Genomic DNA, 15,289 nt, shown 5'->3' on the forward strand with positions numbered 1-15,289 from the left:
CTTGAGGCGGGAGGAAACGCATTGGACGGCGTTTCAGCATAAACTGTTTCAACAACTGCATGAAAAATCAAGGCCTGTACGTTTGAAACCGGCCTGTTTTGTCCATAATGGGAACAGCGGCAGAAAAATGGCGAAAAAAAAACCCTGCACATGGGGAATATGTACAGAGGTTTTTATACAAACTAGAGATTGGCGTCAGCAAGCAATTGATCTTGTTTTGCCGGCGCAACTTCCGCTTCGTCGTCGACCCTTTCAATGTCGGCCCCAAGTGCAGCCAGTTTTAAATGAAAGTTCAAATAGCCGCGGTCCAGATGTTTTAATTCGGTCACCCGGGTAATGCCTTTTGCCGCCAGCCCGGCAATAATTAAAGCGGCGGCTGCCCGCAGGTCTGTTGCGGCAACTTCAGCCCCCTGCAAATTGCACGGCCCGTTCACAATAACCGAACGCCCTTCTATTTTTAAATCCGCATTCATGCGCCGGAATTCTTCCACATGCATGAATCGGTTTTCAAATACCGTTTCCGTAATCACGCTCGTGCCTTCAGCACACAAAAGGAGCGCCATCATTTGCGACTGCATATCGGTCGGGAATCCCGGATAAGGCATTGTCTTTATGTCTACTGCCTTTAATGTTTCCGGGCCGATAACCCGGACACCGTTCTCTTCTTCAATGATGGTGACACCCATTTCCTCCAGCTTTGCAATTAAGGAAGAAATATGCTCAGGTACCGCACCTTTTACCAACACATTTCCCTTTGTAATCGCAGCGGCAACCATAAATGTCCCTGCTTCAATTCTGTCCGGTATGATGGTATGATCAGCAGCATGCAGCTTCTCCACACCTTCGATCTTAATGGTTCCCGTGCCGGCACCTTTTACATTTGCGCCCATTTCATTCAGGAAATTGGCAAGATCCACAATTTCAGGTTCTTTTGCACAGTTTTCAATGACCGTTTGTCCGTCAGCCAGCGATGCGGCCATCATGATATTCTGGGTTGCGCCGACGCTTGGAAAATCCATATATATTTTCGCGCCATGCAAGCGGCCGGATACAGACGCTTCAATAAAGCCGTTTCCCACATCTACTTTGGCGCCCATTGCTTCAAATCCTTTTAAGTGCAAGTCAATAGGGCGGGATCCAATGGCACAGCCTCCCGGTAATGCGACCCTTGCTTTCCCGGTTCTTGCCAGTAACGGCCCCAGCACTAAAAAAGATGCCCTCATTTTGCGTACATATTCAAAAGGCGTTTCAATTGATAACTCCCTTGATGCATCTACAGTGATTTCATTATCCAGAAACGTAACTTCAGCATTCAAGTGGCGCAGCACTTCACTGATTGTAAATACATCGGAGAGTTGTGGTACATCACGTATGATGCTTTTTCCTTCACTTGCCAATAACGATGCAGCGATCACAGGCAATACGGCATTCTTTGCACCTTCCACTTGAACGGTGCCCTGAAGCCTGTTTCCGCCGCGGACGATGATCTTTTCCAAGAGTATTCCCCTCCGCGTCCATATTCTCTATATTAATATTCAATCGTAATGATGGGTGTGCCAATTACGACCGTTGGCTTACCGCCCAAACCGCTGTCTCGCAAACCGATTTGCACATTCATTTTCCGGTTTTTGGCATGGATATTTTCAGAAAACTTAGGCGAGTATCCGGAAACCGCATAAAAGTTCTTTTCTTCCATTGTTTCAATTTCTTGCGCATCAAGACGTTTCAGCAATTGTTCTTTTTTTCCACGTAACAAAACATGATCCATTTTATCACTGAATTCGCCTTTGATACAAGAGAAAACCATGGGCTTTTTCGTAAAAAGCGCTCGAGTGCGGGCAGATACCAATTGATTGACTTTGCGCATTTGCGCGCGGTCCCATCCTTTGCCATTCACTTCATAAATGATATACGAACCGTTTTCAGCATTTGATAGGGTCGACATCAATTTTACGGTTTCGACATAATGGCTTTTTTCCAGCTTGCCCGTGAGCACCTTCACATGCCTGTCCTTTTTTACCGACCAGTGCATTTCAGGGAATGTATCCTGCAATGTCTGCACTTTTTCGGCCCATTCCGGTTCGGACGGCGCCCGCAGGGGTTCTCTTGTATATAAAGACCATTCAGTGACTTTGCCGTTCAATTTTGCAATGGACGCCTGAAATAACTGCAATTGATCCGTAAAATTGGCCGCATCTGTCTTATTCCCCATGAAAATCAGTGTCAAACCAACAATTGCCAAAACCGGATATACAAATCGGAATTTCATCTTTGCGCTCCCCTCTCCCTTATTAAAAGTGTTAACAAGAGAGACGGCAGACATACCAGGTAAAAGTCGTCAAGTTTTGACACCCTATACACTAGTATAATGAATTTTGTCAAAAAAGCATACCTAAATTGTATGCAACGGATAATTTTTTGGAAACAGGAAAAACGAACCATTTTTCAGCCTCAAAAGAACCGATCAATTGGAATTTTGAAACAATGCTTAGCGGTACCCGTCATTGGAACAGGAAATGCAGGCGCTGCGCCCATAGCAAATAGTCAAGGAAAAAATTGCTGACGCTGTATCCGATTGCGACAGAAAGGAAAATATACAAAAGCCTTGCCTGGACAATGCGGTTTTTCTTTATGATCTTGTCAATATGGACGGCTTGAAGGATCCAAAACGTCATGCCAATAAAAAACAAATTCACAAGGATGCTGAGCACTGCCTGCGTTCCGAATTCAGCTGTCATCTGTCCTCATTCCCTTCCTGTTTTTGCCCGTTCAGGCGCCTTGCCCGGCAAACCGGCTGCTTAAAGAAAAACACCTTCCGAAAAAGCAGAAGGTGCCTTTTTGATCATAAAATGACAGTAAGGAAAAGCGGTTATCTGGAAAAGTGGCGATAGACATCAATCCGGTTCATCGCGCGTTTTAACGCAAGCTCCGCCCGTCTAAAATCGGTATCATCCTGATGGGACTGATGCAATCTTTTTTCTGCACGCTGCTTTGCTTCTTCCGCCCGCCGGATGTCAATTTGTTCGGGTGTTTCGGCAGCCTGTGCCAGAATGGTCACCTGGTTGGAGCGTGTTTCCAAAATGCCGCCGCTCACTGCAACTACTTTTTCCTGGTCGCCGTTTTTAAACCGGACAACTCCGATATCAAGCGGCGCAACAAGCGGAACATGCCCGTACAGGATGCCGATCTCGCCGCTTTTGGCCTTTGCAATAACCATTTCTACTTCCGCATTGTATACCGGGCCGTCCGGAGTGACAACACTGGCTTCAAATGTCCTCATTTTGCTTCCTCCCGGTCCCGTATTATACTTTTACACCCATGGCTTCCGCTTTTTTCACAGCATCCTCGATCGTGCCTACGAGGCGGAAAGCATCTTCAGGAAGATGGTCGTATTTCCCTTCAAGAATTTCTTTAAAGCCGCGGACGGTTTCCTTAACCGGCACATAAGATCCAGGCTGGCCTGTGAATTGTTCCGCAACGTGGAAGTTTTGCGACAGGAAGAACTGGATGCGCCGAGCCCGCGCAACAATCATTTTGTCATCTTCGCTCAGTTCGTCCATCCCGAGGATCGCGATAATGTCCTGAAGCTCGCGGTAACGTTGCAATGTTTGCTGTACCTGGCGGGCAACATTGTAATGCTCTTCCCCGACAATTTCAGGGGACAATGCCCTTGATGTCGAAGCGAGCGGATCCACAGCAGGATAAATCCCCATTTCCGACAAACGCCGTTCAAGGTTTGTCGTCGCATCGAGGTGGGCAAATGTTGTGGCCGGAGCCGGGTCAGTATAGTCGTCAGCAGGTACGTAAATCGCCTGAATGGAAGTAATGGAACCTTTATTGGTCGACGTAATCCGTTCCTGCAGCTGACCCATTTCGGTTGCAAGGGTCGGCTGGTAACCTACGGCTGACGGCATACGGCCGAGCAGCGCAGAAACTTCAGAACCTGCCTGTGTGAAACGGAAAATATTATCGATAAAGAGCAATACGTCCTGCCCTTGCTCATCACGGAAATATTCAGCCATCGTCAGCCCTGTTAAAGCGACACGCATCCGTGCGCCAGGCGGTTCGTTCATTTGTCCGAACACCATCGCTGTTTTGGCAATAACGCCGGAATCTTTCATTTCGTAGTAGAGGTCGTTCCCTTCACGTGTCCGTTCTCCTACGCCGGCGAATACGGAAATACCGCCGTGTTCCTGTGCAACGTTGTTAATCAGTTCCTGGATTAACACGGTTTTGCCAACGCCGGCACCGCCGAACAAGCCAATCTTCCCACCTTTGATGTAAGGCGCCAAAAGGTCAACGACTTTAATGCCGGTTTCAAGAATTTCAACCTGCGTGGATAATTGCTCGAAAGAAGGCGCCGGTTTTTGGATCGGGTCGCGTCGCACATTGCCTTTCAGTTCGCCGTCAAGGTCAATGACTTCCCCGAGGACATTAAATACACGGCCAAGGGTTGCTTCCCCTACCGGTACAGAGATCGGCGCACCTGTGTCCACCACTTCCATGCCGCGGCGGATGCCGTCTGTGGAAGCCATCGCAATCGTGCGGACGGCATCATCGCCCAGGTGTAATGCAACTTCCAGTGTGACATTGATATCCACTTCATTGGCATTTTTTGCTTTATAATTGATTTTTAATGCGTTATAAATATCAGGGAGCTGACCGTTTTCAAACTTTACGTCAACTACCGGACCCATTACTTGCAGAACGTGTCCAATGCTCATACTGTTCCCTCCTAACTTGCTTGATGGCACATGCCCGTTCCGTTTCGGCAAAAGAGCGGTTTGCCAAAACGGAAATTATTCCAGTGCAGCTGCTCCACCGACAATTTCTGTAATTTCCTGTGTGATGGATGCCTGGCGGGCACGGTTATATGTCAATGTCAACGAGTCGATTAATTCAGTTGCATTGTCCGTCGCATTTCTCATTGCAGTCGTGCGTGCCGCGTGTTCACTTGCTTTGCTGTCCAGCAGCGCGCCATAAATAAGGCTTTCTGCGTATTGCGGCAGCAAAACATTCAGGATTTCTTCTGCAGACGGTTCAAATTCATAGGAAATGAGCCGGTTTGTCGCCGTTACATCCGTAAGCGGCAGCAGCCTTTTTTCCGTCACATCCTGGCTAATGGCGCTGACAAAATGGTTGTAATACAAATACAACTCATCGAATGTCCCGTCTTCATACATCGCGACCGTTTTCTTCGTGATATTTTCGATATCCTGGAATGTCGGATGGTCAGACAGGCCGACAATCTGCAGCACAACATTCATCTTTAGACGCCTGAAAAATTCGTATCCTGTACGGCCGATCACAATAATCGCATATTCATCATCAGATTGATGGCGTTCCCGGATGGTCTGGGTTACAAGCCTTAAAACGTTGCTGTTAAAAGCGCCGGCCAGTCCGCGGTCAGATGTGATCACGAAATAACCGGTCCTTTTAACCGGGCGGGAAACAAGCATCGGATGCCGGGCGCCGCCTGTCCCCTGGGAAATGCTGACTACTACATCCTGCATTTTCTCCATGTAGGGGACAAATGATTTGGCGGACAATTCCGCACGGTTCAGTTTTGCAGCCGACACCATCTGCATGGCCTTCGTAATCTGGCTTGTTTTCTGCGTAGAGTTGATCCGGTTTTTTATATCGCGTAAGGATGCCACTTCACTTCACCACCCTTGTGAGTTAATCAGGATTCCAATCCTGGATTGAAATCCTTTGTCTGTCCGGCCCGTTTGCCTCCGGTTCGGATGCTGCAGTGAAAAAGCACGCATGCCGCATACGGGTAACGGGGTTCTCTGTCCAATTATTGATGTTCAGATGCTACGAAGGTCTTTTTAAATGCCTGAATGGCTTCTTTCATTTTTTCATCGTCAGGAAGATTTCCGGTTGTACGGATTTCTTCGAGCAGTGATGCCCGGTTCTGGTCCAGCCAGTCATAAAGTTCCGATTCAAAACGGAGAATGTCTTCCACTTGAATATCGTCCAGCAATCCTTTTGTTAATGCATACAGGATGCATACTTGTTTTTCCACTTTGATTGGCTTGTTCAGGTCCTGCTTCAATACTTCAACCGTACGCTGCCCGCGTGCCAGTTTTGCCCGGGTGGCTTTATCCAGATCCGACCCGAATTGGGCAAATGACTCAAGTTCACGGTAAGATGCCAGGTCAAGGCGCAGTGTGCCGGAAACTTTTTTCATTGCCTTGATTTGCGCGGCACCGCCTACGCGGGATACGGATAACCCTGCATTGATCGCCGGGCGGACACCTGAGAAGAACAAGTCGGACTGCAGGAAGATCTGCCCGTCTGTAATCGAAATCACGTTTGTCGGAATGTAAGCCGAAATATCGCCGGCCTGTGTTTCAACAAACGGCAGGGCGGTCAATGAACCTCCGCCTTTTGCATCGCTTAATTTGGCGGCACGTTCAAGCAGGCGGGAGTGCAAATAGAATACGTCGCCAGGATATGCTTCACGGCCCGGCGGACGGCGCAAGAGCAAGGAAAGTTCACGGTAAGCAACAGCCTGTTTGGATAAGTCATCATACACAACGAGCACGTGTTTTCCGTTGTACATGAATTCTTCGCCCATCGCAACACCGGCATACGGTGCCAGGTATTGAAGAGGCGCCGGTTGCGAAGCGGAAGCCGTTACCACAATCGTATAATCCAAAGCCCCGAATTTGCGGAGCGTTTCAACTGTACCGCGGACGGTCGATTCTTTTTGGCCAATCGCAACATAGATACAAATCATGTCCTGGTCTTTTTGGTTTATAATCGTATCAATCGCAATAGTCGTTTTACCAGTTTGGCGGTCGCCAATAATCAATTCCCGCTGCCCGCGGCCGATCGGCACAAGTGCATCGATCGCCTTAATCCCCGTTTGCAGCGGTTCGCTTACCGATTTCCGGTCCATTACGCCAGGCGCTTTAGATTCAATCGGGCGGGTTTTCGTTGTGTTGATGGGCCCGAGCCCGTCAACCGGCTGGCCGAGCGGGTTGACGACACGGCCGATGAGTTCCTCCCCGACCGGCACCTGCATGATCCGGCCTGTACGCCTTACTTCATCGCCTTCATGAATTTCGCGGTAAGGCCCGAGAATAATGATCCCGACATTGCTTTCCTCAAGGTTCTGCGCAAGCCCCATGACCCCGTTGGAAAATTCCAGCAGTTCCCCGGACATGGCCTGGTCAAGACCGTGTGCACGCGCAATCCCGTCACCGACTTCGATAACGGTACCGACATCGCTCACTTCAATTTCAGACTGGTAATTTTCAATCTGTTTTTTTATCAGCAAGCTGATTTCTTCAGCCTTAATGCTCATAAATCCAGCACCTCATTTCTCACTTAACTGATTAATGTTTTTTCAAGACGTTCCAATTTTCCGCGCAAACTGCTGTCAAAAATAGAGTTGCCGATTCTAATCTTTAATCCGGCCAGCAGACCGTCATCCACGATATTCTCAATGTTTAAAGACCGCTTTCCGACCTTTTTGGCAAATACTTCGGATATCGCTTTGCTCTCGTCAGCAGAAAGCGGGCGAGCAGAGTAGACAAGTGCATCTGCAATACCGCGTTCATCATTCACCCGTTCAATAAAAGCACGGCATACCCTCGGGATGAGCTCGTCCCTGTGCCGCTCAGTCAAGAGCAACAACAAATTCAAAGTGAAAGTGGATAATCCGGAAAAAATGTTTTTAAGGATTTCTTGTTTCTTTTCTATCGTCAATTTCGGAGATTTAAGGAGCTTTCGGAACGGTTCGTTTTCCTCAAAAACCTCTTTTACCGCCCGGACTTCTTTTTCGATCTCTTGAAGCTGCCCGTGCTCTTTTGCAAGCTCGAAAAGTGCCGAAGCGTACCGTTTTTCTACCGCCTCATTACTCATTTCATTTCTCCTGCCTCTTTAATAGAATCGAGTATGAATTTCTCATGGTCTTTCTCGGAAATTTCTTTTTCAATCACTTTAGAGGCAATCATCACGGACAAGGATGCTACCTGTTCACGCAAAGCAGCAACAGCTTTTGCTTTTTCCTGTTCGATTTCAACTTTGGCTGCATCTTTCATGCGTTCTGCTTCCTGACGCGCTGTTGCAACGATATCATCATGCTGCACTTCTGCTTGTTTCCTTGCGTTTTCAATTAAATTCTGGCCTTCAACGCGTGCTTCTTTCAGCAACTTGCGCTGTTCTTCCAAAAGCTTGGCTGCTTCTTCGCGGTTTTTTTCCGCCGTTTCAATTTCTTTTGCAATATGTTCCTCACGTTTCCTCATCATTTCGACAAGAGGACCGTAAGCAAATTTTTTCAATAACAGAAGCAACACAACAAAGATGATGGCCTGGAATAAAATATCGCCTGTGTTGAGCTTCCCTAGCACAAATCCGAGTACTAAATCAGTCTGGGACACCCGGGTTCACTCCCTTCCACACGTTCTTAAAACATTCTTTCGCACCCTTTACCAAAAAAGAAGCAAAATGGTTCAAAGAAGATGGCCTTGAACCGCTCAAAACAAAAGCCACAACGATTCTTGGCTAAATCATAAAGGAAAGGCGAAGGTTTCTTAGAATCCGCTTCGCCGTCAACATTTTCCTTATCTTCCCAGTGCAATAAATGCGATAACAACCGCAATGATAGGAAGAGCTTCAACTAAGCCGATACCAATAAACATTGTTGTCTGCAAAAGACCGCGTGCTTCCGGCTGCCTTGCAATCCCTTCAACTGTACGACCGACAATAAGACCGTTACCAATACCGGCGCCCAATGCTGCCAAACCAACTGCGATTGCTGCTGCAAGAATACCCAAACTCATGATAAGATTTCCTCCTTTGGAATATATAAATAGGTGATTTTTCAAAAATATAGAAATGGTTATTCCTCATGGGCAATCCGATGAGAAATATAAACCATTGTTAACATGGTAAAGATATATGCCTGGATCGTGCCGACAAAAATGGAAAATCCTTGCCATACAAGGGTCGGAATAATTGCTCCGATTGTCCCCCAAATGTTTGTATGCATCGCCAAAGTGCCCGCAAGCAGCGACAGCAACACTTCGCCGGCATAAATATTCCCATAAAGCCGGAGCCCTAATGTTAATGTGTTGGCAAACTGTTCGATCAGGTTAATCGGGACCAGAAACCATAACGGTTCAGCATAGCTTTTCAGATATCCGCCAAACCCCCTCTTTTTGACACCGTAAAAGTGGGACAGGCCCATGACCAGAACAGCCAGCGTAAGGGTAACAACCGGGTCGGAAGTAGGTGACTTCCACCAGGAATAATGGTCATAAACAACCATAAACGGCAATCCAAGCATATTGGAAACAAAGATATACATGATCAGTGTTAGACCCAGAATGTGAAAGACGCCGCCGGTTTTCCAGTCCATATTGCTTTTAATGATCCCTCTTACAAAATCCATGACCCATTCCATAAAATTCTGCATGCCTGTAGGTTTCAACGCCAACTTTCTTGTTGAGATGACCGCAATGATGAACACGATCAATGATGAGACAGTAATCATCATGACGTTGGACAGGTTAAAATACAACCCCATGAATTCAACTATCGGTTGCTTATGTTCCACCGAAACTCACCTCACTTTACTTTTTTCTTTGTTGAAGCAAACCTACAAAAAAATCTATCATAATGACCAGATAAGATGTCATTACGCCAATCACTACAGCTAAAAGATGAAACAAATCCGGAAAACGGAGCGCCACCGCCACCGCGAGGACAGCAGTCGCCATTCTCATCCCGGTACCGAGCGAGACCCTTTTTTTGCCTGAGGAAACATCGGTAACCGCCAATGTTTTCTTCACCATAAGCCATAAGTTAAAGAGGCTAACAGCTGTGCCAAGCAAAAGCCCGAGGAAAACAGAGCGGCAACCGGGAAACATCGCCCCCGTCAAATAAAGGCACAAAAGAATCACCAAATACTTGCGCAGCCTTTTGTAGATACGTAGAAGTTCCGGCATGCCTTAAACACTCCTGACAAGGGACGCCGATCAATTGCAGCACAGCAGGAAAGCGGTATGTCACTTCACCTGGCAAATCGCAACATTCTTAACCAAAACTTACAATTTGTTAAGGTTACGAGTAGCCTGCAGCTCCGGCTTTACTGGTTTTTCAGATTTCCGGCATATAAATAGTAGAATCCCAACCATATGAAAACCTTCTCATTATGTACACTTTTTTAGCATACAATAGCGCTTATCCAATGTCAATAGGAGTTTCCTTGATATAGTCATTAGAACTTGTTTTTTCGAGAAAAGGTCATCCCGCCTCCCGAAATAGGAAGGAAACGCCTGCACTGGCGTAAGCTTGCGCCCTTTTTCCAATCGTTTACATACCTGGCATTCATCTATATACCGAAAACATACCGTTATTATAGACCCTTTTTATTTTTTTACCAGCCTGTTTCTGCAGGGTTAACAAAATTGTAAAACACGAAGCGCATCCATACATTTTATTTTGTTCCAAACAGGCGGTCCCCCGCATCTCCGAGGCCCGGCACAATGTACCCTTGCTCATTCAGCTTCTCATCAAGGGCTGCTGTATAAATATCAACGTCCGGATGGGCTCTCTGTACGGCTTTCACACCCTCAGGGGATGCAATCAGGCACATGAATTTAATGTTTTTTGCGCCTCGCTGTTTTAAAGACTGGATCGCATCCACGGCAGAACCGCCTGTAGCCAGCATCGGATCGACAATAATAAAATCGCGTTCCTCTACATCGCTTGGAAGTTTTATGTAATATTCAACCGGCGTCAGTGTCTTCGGATCGCGGTACAGGCCGACATGTCCGACTTTTGCAGCCGGGATCAGTTTCCGCACGCCGTCGACCATGCCCAGGCCCGCACGCAGGATCGGGACAATGCCGATTTTTTTGCCGGATAAAATTTTTGATTTTGCCTTGCAGACCGGCGTTTCAATTTCAATTTCTTCAAGCGGCATATCGCGGGTAATTTCAAATGCCATCAAAGTCGATACTTCGTCGACAAGTTCGCGGAATTCTTTTGTCCCCGTATGTTTATCGCGGATATACGTCAACTTGTGCTGGATCAGCGGGTGGTCAATGACATGAAGTGTGCTCAAATGAATTCTCTCCTTTAAAGGTTGGTATCAGGTTCGGCAAATGCTTACCCCAACCATTTTACACGAAAAAAGCGCCCAATCTCAAGGAAAGCCAAAAGAAAATCCTGAGGCCGGGCGAAAGGATCCAGCCCCGCGTTTTACGGGGCCATCCTGCTCAATTTTTTTGCCGGTTCTGACTCGAATTTGTTTTTATGCCACATTGGAAGCGGACCAGCCATCCGTCCGGAAAAAGCGGGATAAAACCCCTGCTTAGTTTTGGCCGGCGTACAGCGGAAAGCGTTCCGTAAGATGCTTGACGCGTCCTGCCGCTTCTTTTAAGACTGCTTCGTTATCCGGATTTTTCAATGCCGATCCGATAATGGATGCCACCTCATCCATTTCTTCAAGGCCGAATCCCCTTGTTGTGACTGCGGGTGTGCCGATTCTGAGACCGCTTGTCACAAACGGGCTTTCCGGGTCATACGGAATCGTATTTTTATTGGCCGTAATGCCGATATCATCGAGCACTTTCTCCGCATCCTTCCCGGTAATGCCGAAAGAGCGCAAATCAACGAGAATAAGATGATTATCCGTCCCGCCGGATACAAGGTCAAATCCCTCTTTTTGGAGCCCTTCCGCCAGCCGTTTTGCGTTATCCACCACTTTTTGCGAATAGATTTTGAACCCGTCTGTAAGCGCCTCTCCAAAAGCGACGGCTTTAGCCGCAATCACATGCATAAGCGGGCCGCCCTGGATCCCCGGGAAAATCGATTTGTCCACTTTCTTTGCAAATTCCGCTTTGCATAAAATCATGCCGCCGCGCGGTCCCCGCAATGTTTTATGCGTTGTGGTCGTCACAAAATCCGCATACGGCACAGGGTTCGGATGTAACCCGCAAGCCACAAGCCCTGCAATATGCGCCATATCCACCATTAAATAGGCGCCGACTTCATCCGCAATTTCCTTGAACTTTTTAAAATCAATCGTGCGGGGGTATGCACTTGCACCGGCAACAATCAGTTTCGGCTTATGTACGCGCGCTTTTTCCAATACATCTTCATAATCAATATGCTGCGTTTCCTTATCCACACCGTATTCCACAAAATGGTACTGCATGCCGCTGAAATTGACCGGGCTGCCATGTGTCAAATGCCCGCCGTGGGACAAATTCATGCCAAGCACCGTATCGCCGTGCTCCAGAATGGTGAAATAAACCGCCATATTGGCCTGTGCGCCAGAATGCGGCTGGACATTGACATGTTCGGCACCAAAAAGCTGTTTTGCCCGCTCCCGCGCAAGGTCTTCCACAATATCCACATATTCGCATCCGCCGTAATAACGGTGCCCCGGATAGCCTTCCGCGTATTTGTTGGTCAGAACGGAGCCTTGTGCTTCCATCACCGCTTCGCTGACAAAATTTTCGCTGGCAATGAGTTCAATCTTGTTTCTTTGCCGGTTCAATTCCTGCCGGATCGCCTCGTAAACTTCCTTGTCTTGATTTGCAATATGGCTCAATTCGGTACCCCCTCAAGATTGTTTTCATATTCTTTTTTATTTTACCATAATGCTTTGCAAAATTTGTCCATTTTTTTGACAGGAAGAAAAAAAACATGCCCCGCATACAACATGCAGGGCAGTATAGGGGTCCTTATTCCGGCTGTTCTTTTTCGTAAACCGCCCGCACGCCGCCGATCAGTTTCGGCCGCGTTTTGGCAAATGTAACATGGGCTTTTTCCAGCTCTTTTTCGGAAACCCTTACAGGCACGGCAACATGCTTTAAGTGCATGCCGATCAATGTATCTCCGATGTCGATGCCCGCGTCAGCCCGGATATATTCGACGACAACGGGATCTTCCATGTGAGCGTATGCATACGTAGCCATCGCGCCACCCGCCTTCCGGACAGGCACGACCGTCACTTCTTCCCATCCCTTTTCATCAGCAAGCGAACGGTCAACCACAAGCGCCCGGTTCAGGTGTTCGCAGCATTGAAATGCCAGTTGGAATCCGAACCGGCGTGCAAACATCTGTACACTGTCATAAATAATGGCGGCGACATCCATTGCCCCTGCTGTCCCGATTTTTTTCCCGGTTACTTCGGATGTCGAGCAGCCAACAACAAAAACCTGTCCTTTTTTCATTGGCACCTGCCGGAAAAATTCATCCAGCATGCGGTCCAACTGTTCTTCCAAACGTGCCGAATCTGATTGCAACAAAAACACCTCTGTTATTTTTGTTCATACTGCGCGATTTTCTCAATCCTGCGCGCATGGCGGCCGCCTTCAAACGGCGTTCCGAGCCATTCTTTTACAATTTCACAGGCCAGCCCCGGCCCGATGACCCGCTCTCCCATGGCGAGGACATTGCTGTCATTATGGGCCCTTGTAGCCTTCGCGCTGAAGACATCATGCACAAGCGCGCAACGGATACCCTTTACTTTATTGGCGGAAATACACATCCCGATTCCGGTGCCGCAAATAAGGATCGCACGGTCAAATTCCCCTTTTGCCACCTTTTCCGCAACCGGAAGCGCGTAATCCGGATAATCAACCGACCCTTCACAATCGCATCCGAAATCTTCGTAGGCAACACCCAGATCCTGAAGCAAACCGGCAATTTCCTGTTTAAGATGCTTACCGCCGTGGTCTGAAGCCAATGCCACTTTCATGTTCTTCCCCCTCCTTCATGCTTCTGATTCTATTGTGGCACAGAACGTCGAAAAAGAAAATAAAGCGTCTTAGAGGCCAGGTTCCATGGCTGTTAAAATTTCCGGCCCGTTTAAAACGTCCATCGTCCCCGGAAAAATGCCAGGCATACGGCCGCATGTTCCCGCATCTCCTCTTGTCTTGCGGGATTTCCCGGCACAAAACCTGAATTGCCGCGCTTCTTCCAGCCAAAACCGGTGCTCCCCGTCCAAAACCAGGCGGGCGAAAAACTCACCGGATATGAAAGCGGCGGGTGCTCCCTTTTAATTTCTCCGCATCCTGCTCGAGCTGCGCGATAAGCCTTTCAATCAATTCCATGTTCTGCGCCTGCTCATTTGTAATCGCCGTGACTTCTTTTGCCCCGGCAGAAGTCTGTTCGGTAATGGCCGCCACTTCCTGCGACTGGCTCGAAGCTTCGTGAATCGCATCCATTTGGTTCTTGGCCATACCGGCAATTTTTTCAACTGCCCCCGCAACCAAATGGATCGATTCCGTCATTCTGTCCATCGCTTCATTGGCCTTTTGTCCTCTGCGCACTTCTTCATTGGCTTTTTGAACTTGTACAGTCATTTGTTCGACAACCCGTGTACCTTCCTGCTCAATGTGCTGGATCATCCCGGTAATGCCCTGAACGGCCTGGGCACTTTCATCCGCAAGCTTCCGGACCTCATTTGCGACCACCGCAAACCCGCGCCCGTATTCCCCGGCGCGTGCCGCTTCAATAGAAGCATTCAACGCCAGCAAATTGGTTTGTGCCGCGACTTCACCGACAAAAGAAATGATCCCCTCCACTTTCTTCGTTTCTTCCGCAAGATCCCGAACGGCTTCCAGCGAGATGGTATTTTCTTTTGCCAGATTTTCAACACCTGATATAAGTGAGTCCATTGTCTCTTTGCTCGTCTTTAATTCGCTCAGCATGTGATCAGAAGATTTTTTGCAAGTATCCGCTTTCCCGCGGACTTCGGATGCAAGCTGATAGGTTTTTTCAACGAGGTCAGCCGTAGATTGGGTGGCAGCCGCGGATTGCTCGGCGCCAAGTGAAATCTCTTCCACCGTCTTGTTTACATGTTCCGCCTGGCCCGCAGCCAGTGCCGTTTTCTCCGATATTTCCGACACACTTTCTTTGGTGCGTTCCACATTTTCATCAATTTGTTCAACCGTCTCCCGCAAATTGGAAAGCAAGGAATTGAAAGCCGCTGCGAGCGACTCAATTTCATCGCCCGATTTTGGCACGGGGACTTCATCTCTTAAATCCCCGCGGCTCGCTTTAAGGGCTGCATCTTCTAACTTGCGCATCGGGCCTGCAATCAGGAATGAACCGAAAAAGCTTAAAATCCCGGACCAGATAATCCCTAATGCAAGTGTAATGACAATAAACCACGGCAGCTTTATCCAGTCGGAAAAAAACGGATAAATAAGATAAATGAAAAGACCGCTTGCCGAATATGTAATAAAAGACAGCCCGGTTACGAACAATACAATTTTCTTCGTTAAACTGAATCTATAGCTTCGCTTTTCCATCC

The 15,289-nt window shown here is 47.9% G+C and carries 17 protein-coding genes; all 17 read right to left on the reverse strand.

Annotated elements, in window-relative coordinates; all coding sequences use genetic code 11:
- Positions 1 to 182 precede the first annotated feature (182 nt).
- Positions 183 to 1,496 carry a UDP-N-acetylglucosamine 1-carboxyvinyltransferase gene (gene murA, locus NST70_RS16255; RefSeq protein ID WP_041819519.1) on the reverse strand — a complete coding sequence of 438 codons (1,314 nt, stop codon included), beginning with the start codon at positions 1,494 to 1,496 and terminating at the stop codon, positions 183 to 185.
- A gap of 32 nt (positions 1,497 to 1,528) precedes the next feature.
- Positions 1,529 to 2,269, reverse strand: a complete 741-nt coding sequence (locus tag NST70_RS16260) for a YwmB family TATA-box binding protein (protein ID WP_342475457.1) — start codon at positions 2,267 to 2,269, stop codon at positions 1,529 to 1,531.
- Positions 2,270 to 2,501: 232 nt separating this feature from the next.
- Positions 2,502 to 2,738, reverse strand: coding sequence for a DUF1146 family protein (locus NST70_RS16265; RefSeq protein ID WP_013860723.1), 237 nt, complete (start codon positions 2,736 to 2,738; stop codon positions 2,502 to 2,504).
- A 131-nt stretch (positions 2,739 to 2,869) separates the two neighbouring features.
- Positions 2,870 to 3,280, reverse strand: a complete 411-nt coding sequence (locus NST70_RS16270) for a F0F1 ATP synthase subunit epsilon (protein WP_285958503.1) — start codon at positions 3,278 to 3,280, stop codon at positions 2,870 to 2,872.
- A 22-nt stretch (positions 3,281 to 3,302) separates the two neighbouring features.
- The gene (gene atpD / locus NST70_RS16275) at positions 3,303 to 4,724 is read right to left on the reverse strand and encodes a F0F1 ATP synthase subunit beta (protein ID WP_014096767.1); all 1,422 of its coding nucleotides are present in this window, start codon (positions 4,722 to 4,724) and stop codon (positions 3,303 to 3,305) included.
- A 75-nt stretch (positions 4,725 to 4,799) separates the two neighbouring features.
- Complete coding sequence (atpG, locus tag NST70_RS16280; protein ID WP_342475458.1) at positions 4,800 to 5,657, reverse strand: ATP synthase F1 subunit gamma; 858 nt, start codon at positions 5,655 to 5,657, stop codon at positions 4,800 to 4,802.
- A 143-nt stretch (positions 5,658 to 5,800) separates the two neighbouring features.
- The gene (gene atpA, locus NST70_RS16285; protein ID WP_061574252.1) at positions 5,801 to 7,315 is read right to left on the reverse strand and encodes a F0F1 ATP synthase subunit alpha; all 1,515 of its coding nucleotides are present in this window, start codon (positions 7,313 to 7,315) and stop codon (positions 5,801 to 5,803) included.
- 23 nt (positions 7,316 to 7,338) lie between these two features.
- Positions 7,339 to 7,875, reverse strand: a complete 537-nt coding sequence (locus tag NST70_RS16290) for a F0F1 ATP synthase subunit delta (RefSeq protein ID WP_211062395.1) — start codon at positions 7,873 to 7,875, stop codon at positions 7,339 to 7,341.
- Complete coding sequence (gene atpF / locus NST70_RS16295) at positions 7,872 to 8,393, reverse strand: F0F1 ATP synthase subunit B (protein WP_014096763.1); 522 nt, start codon at positions 8,391 to 8,393, stop codon at positions 7,872 to 7,874. The genes NST70_RS16290 and atpF overlap by 4 nt, the downstream gene beginning before the upstream one ends.
- A 183-nt stretch (positions 8,394 to 8,576) precedes the next feature.
- On the reverse strand, positions 8,577 to 8,789 hold the full coding sequence (gene atpE, locus NST70_RS16300; protein WP_026104500.1) for a F0F1 ATP synthase subunit C: 213 nt from the start codon (positions 8,787 to 8,789) through the stop codon (positions 8,577 to 8,579).
- A gap of 65 nt (positions 8,790 to 8,854) precedes the next feature.
- Entirely contained in the window at positions 8,855 to 9,571 is a 717-nt protein-coding gene (gene atpB, locus NST70_RS16305) for a F0F1 ATP synthase subunit A (protein ID WP_014096761.1), read from the reverse strand.
- A 16-nt stretch (positions 9,572 to 9,587) separates the two neighbouring features.
- Entirely contained in the window at positions 9,588 to 9,962 is a 375-nt protein-coding gene (locus NST70_RS16310) for an ATP synthase subunit I (protein ID WP_014096760.1), read from the reverse strand.
- Between the two features lie 491 nt (positions 9,963 to 10,453).
- Positions 10,454 to 11,083 carry a uracil phosphoribosyltransferase gene (gene upp / locus NST70_RS16315; RefSeq protein WP_014096758.1) on the reverse strand — a complete coding sequence of 210 codons (630 nt, stop codon included), beginning with the start codon at positions 11,081 to 11,083 and terminating at the stop codon, positions 10,454 to 10,456.
- A gap of 249 nt (positions 11,084 to 11,332) precedes the next feature.
- Positions 11,333 to 12,577 (reverse strand): serine hydroxymethyltransferase, encoded by a 1,245-nt coding sequence (gene glyA / locus NST70_RS16320; RefSeq protein ID WP_014096757.1) that lies wholly within the window; start codon positions 12,575 to 12,577, stop codon positions 11,333 to 11,335.
- Between the two features lie 133 nt (positions 12,578 to 12,710).
- Entirely contained in the window at positions 12,711 to 13,274 is a 564-nt protein-coding gene (locus tag NST70_RS16325; RefSeq protein WP_017550316.1) for a TIGR01440 family protein, read from the reverse strand.
- Between the two features lie 14 nt (positions 13,275 to 13,288).
- Positions 13,289 to 13,729, reverse strand: coding sequence for a ribose 5-phosphate isomerase B (gene rpiB / locus NST70_RS16330; protein ID WP_014096755.1), 441 nt, complete (start codon positions 13,727 to 13,729; stop codon positions 13,289 to 13,291).
- 268 nt (positions 13,730 to 13,997) lie between these two features.
- A complete protein-coding gene (locus NST70_RS16335; protein ID WP_260832145.1) occupies positions 13,998 to 15,287 on the reverse strand; it encodes a methyl-accepting chemotaxis protein in 1,290 nt (429 codons plus the stop codon).
- Between the last annotated feature and the right edge of the window lie 2 nt (positions 15,288 to 15,289).

Origin of the sequence: Weizmannia sp. FSL K6-0777 (assembly GCF_038593185.1) — a bacterium.
In the GTDB taxonomy this organism is placed as follows: domain Bacteria; phylum Bacillota; class Bacilli; order Bacillales; family Bacillaceae_C; genus Weizmannia; species Weizmannia faecalis.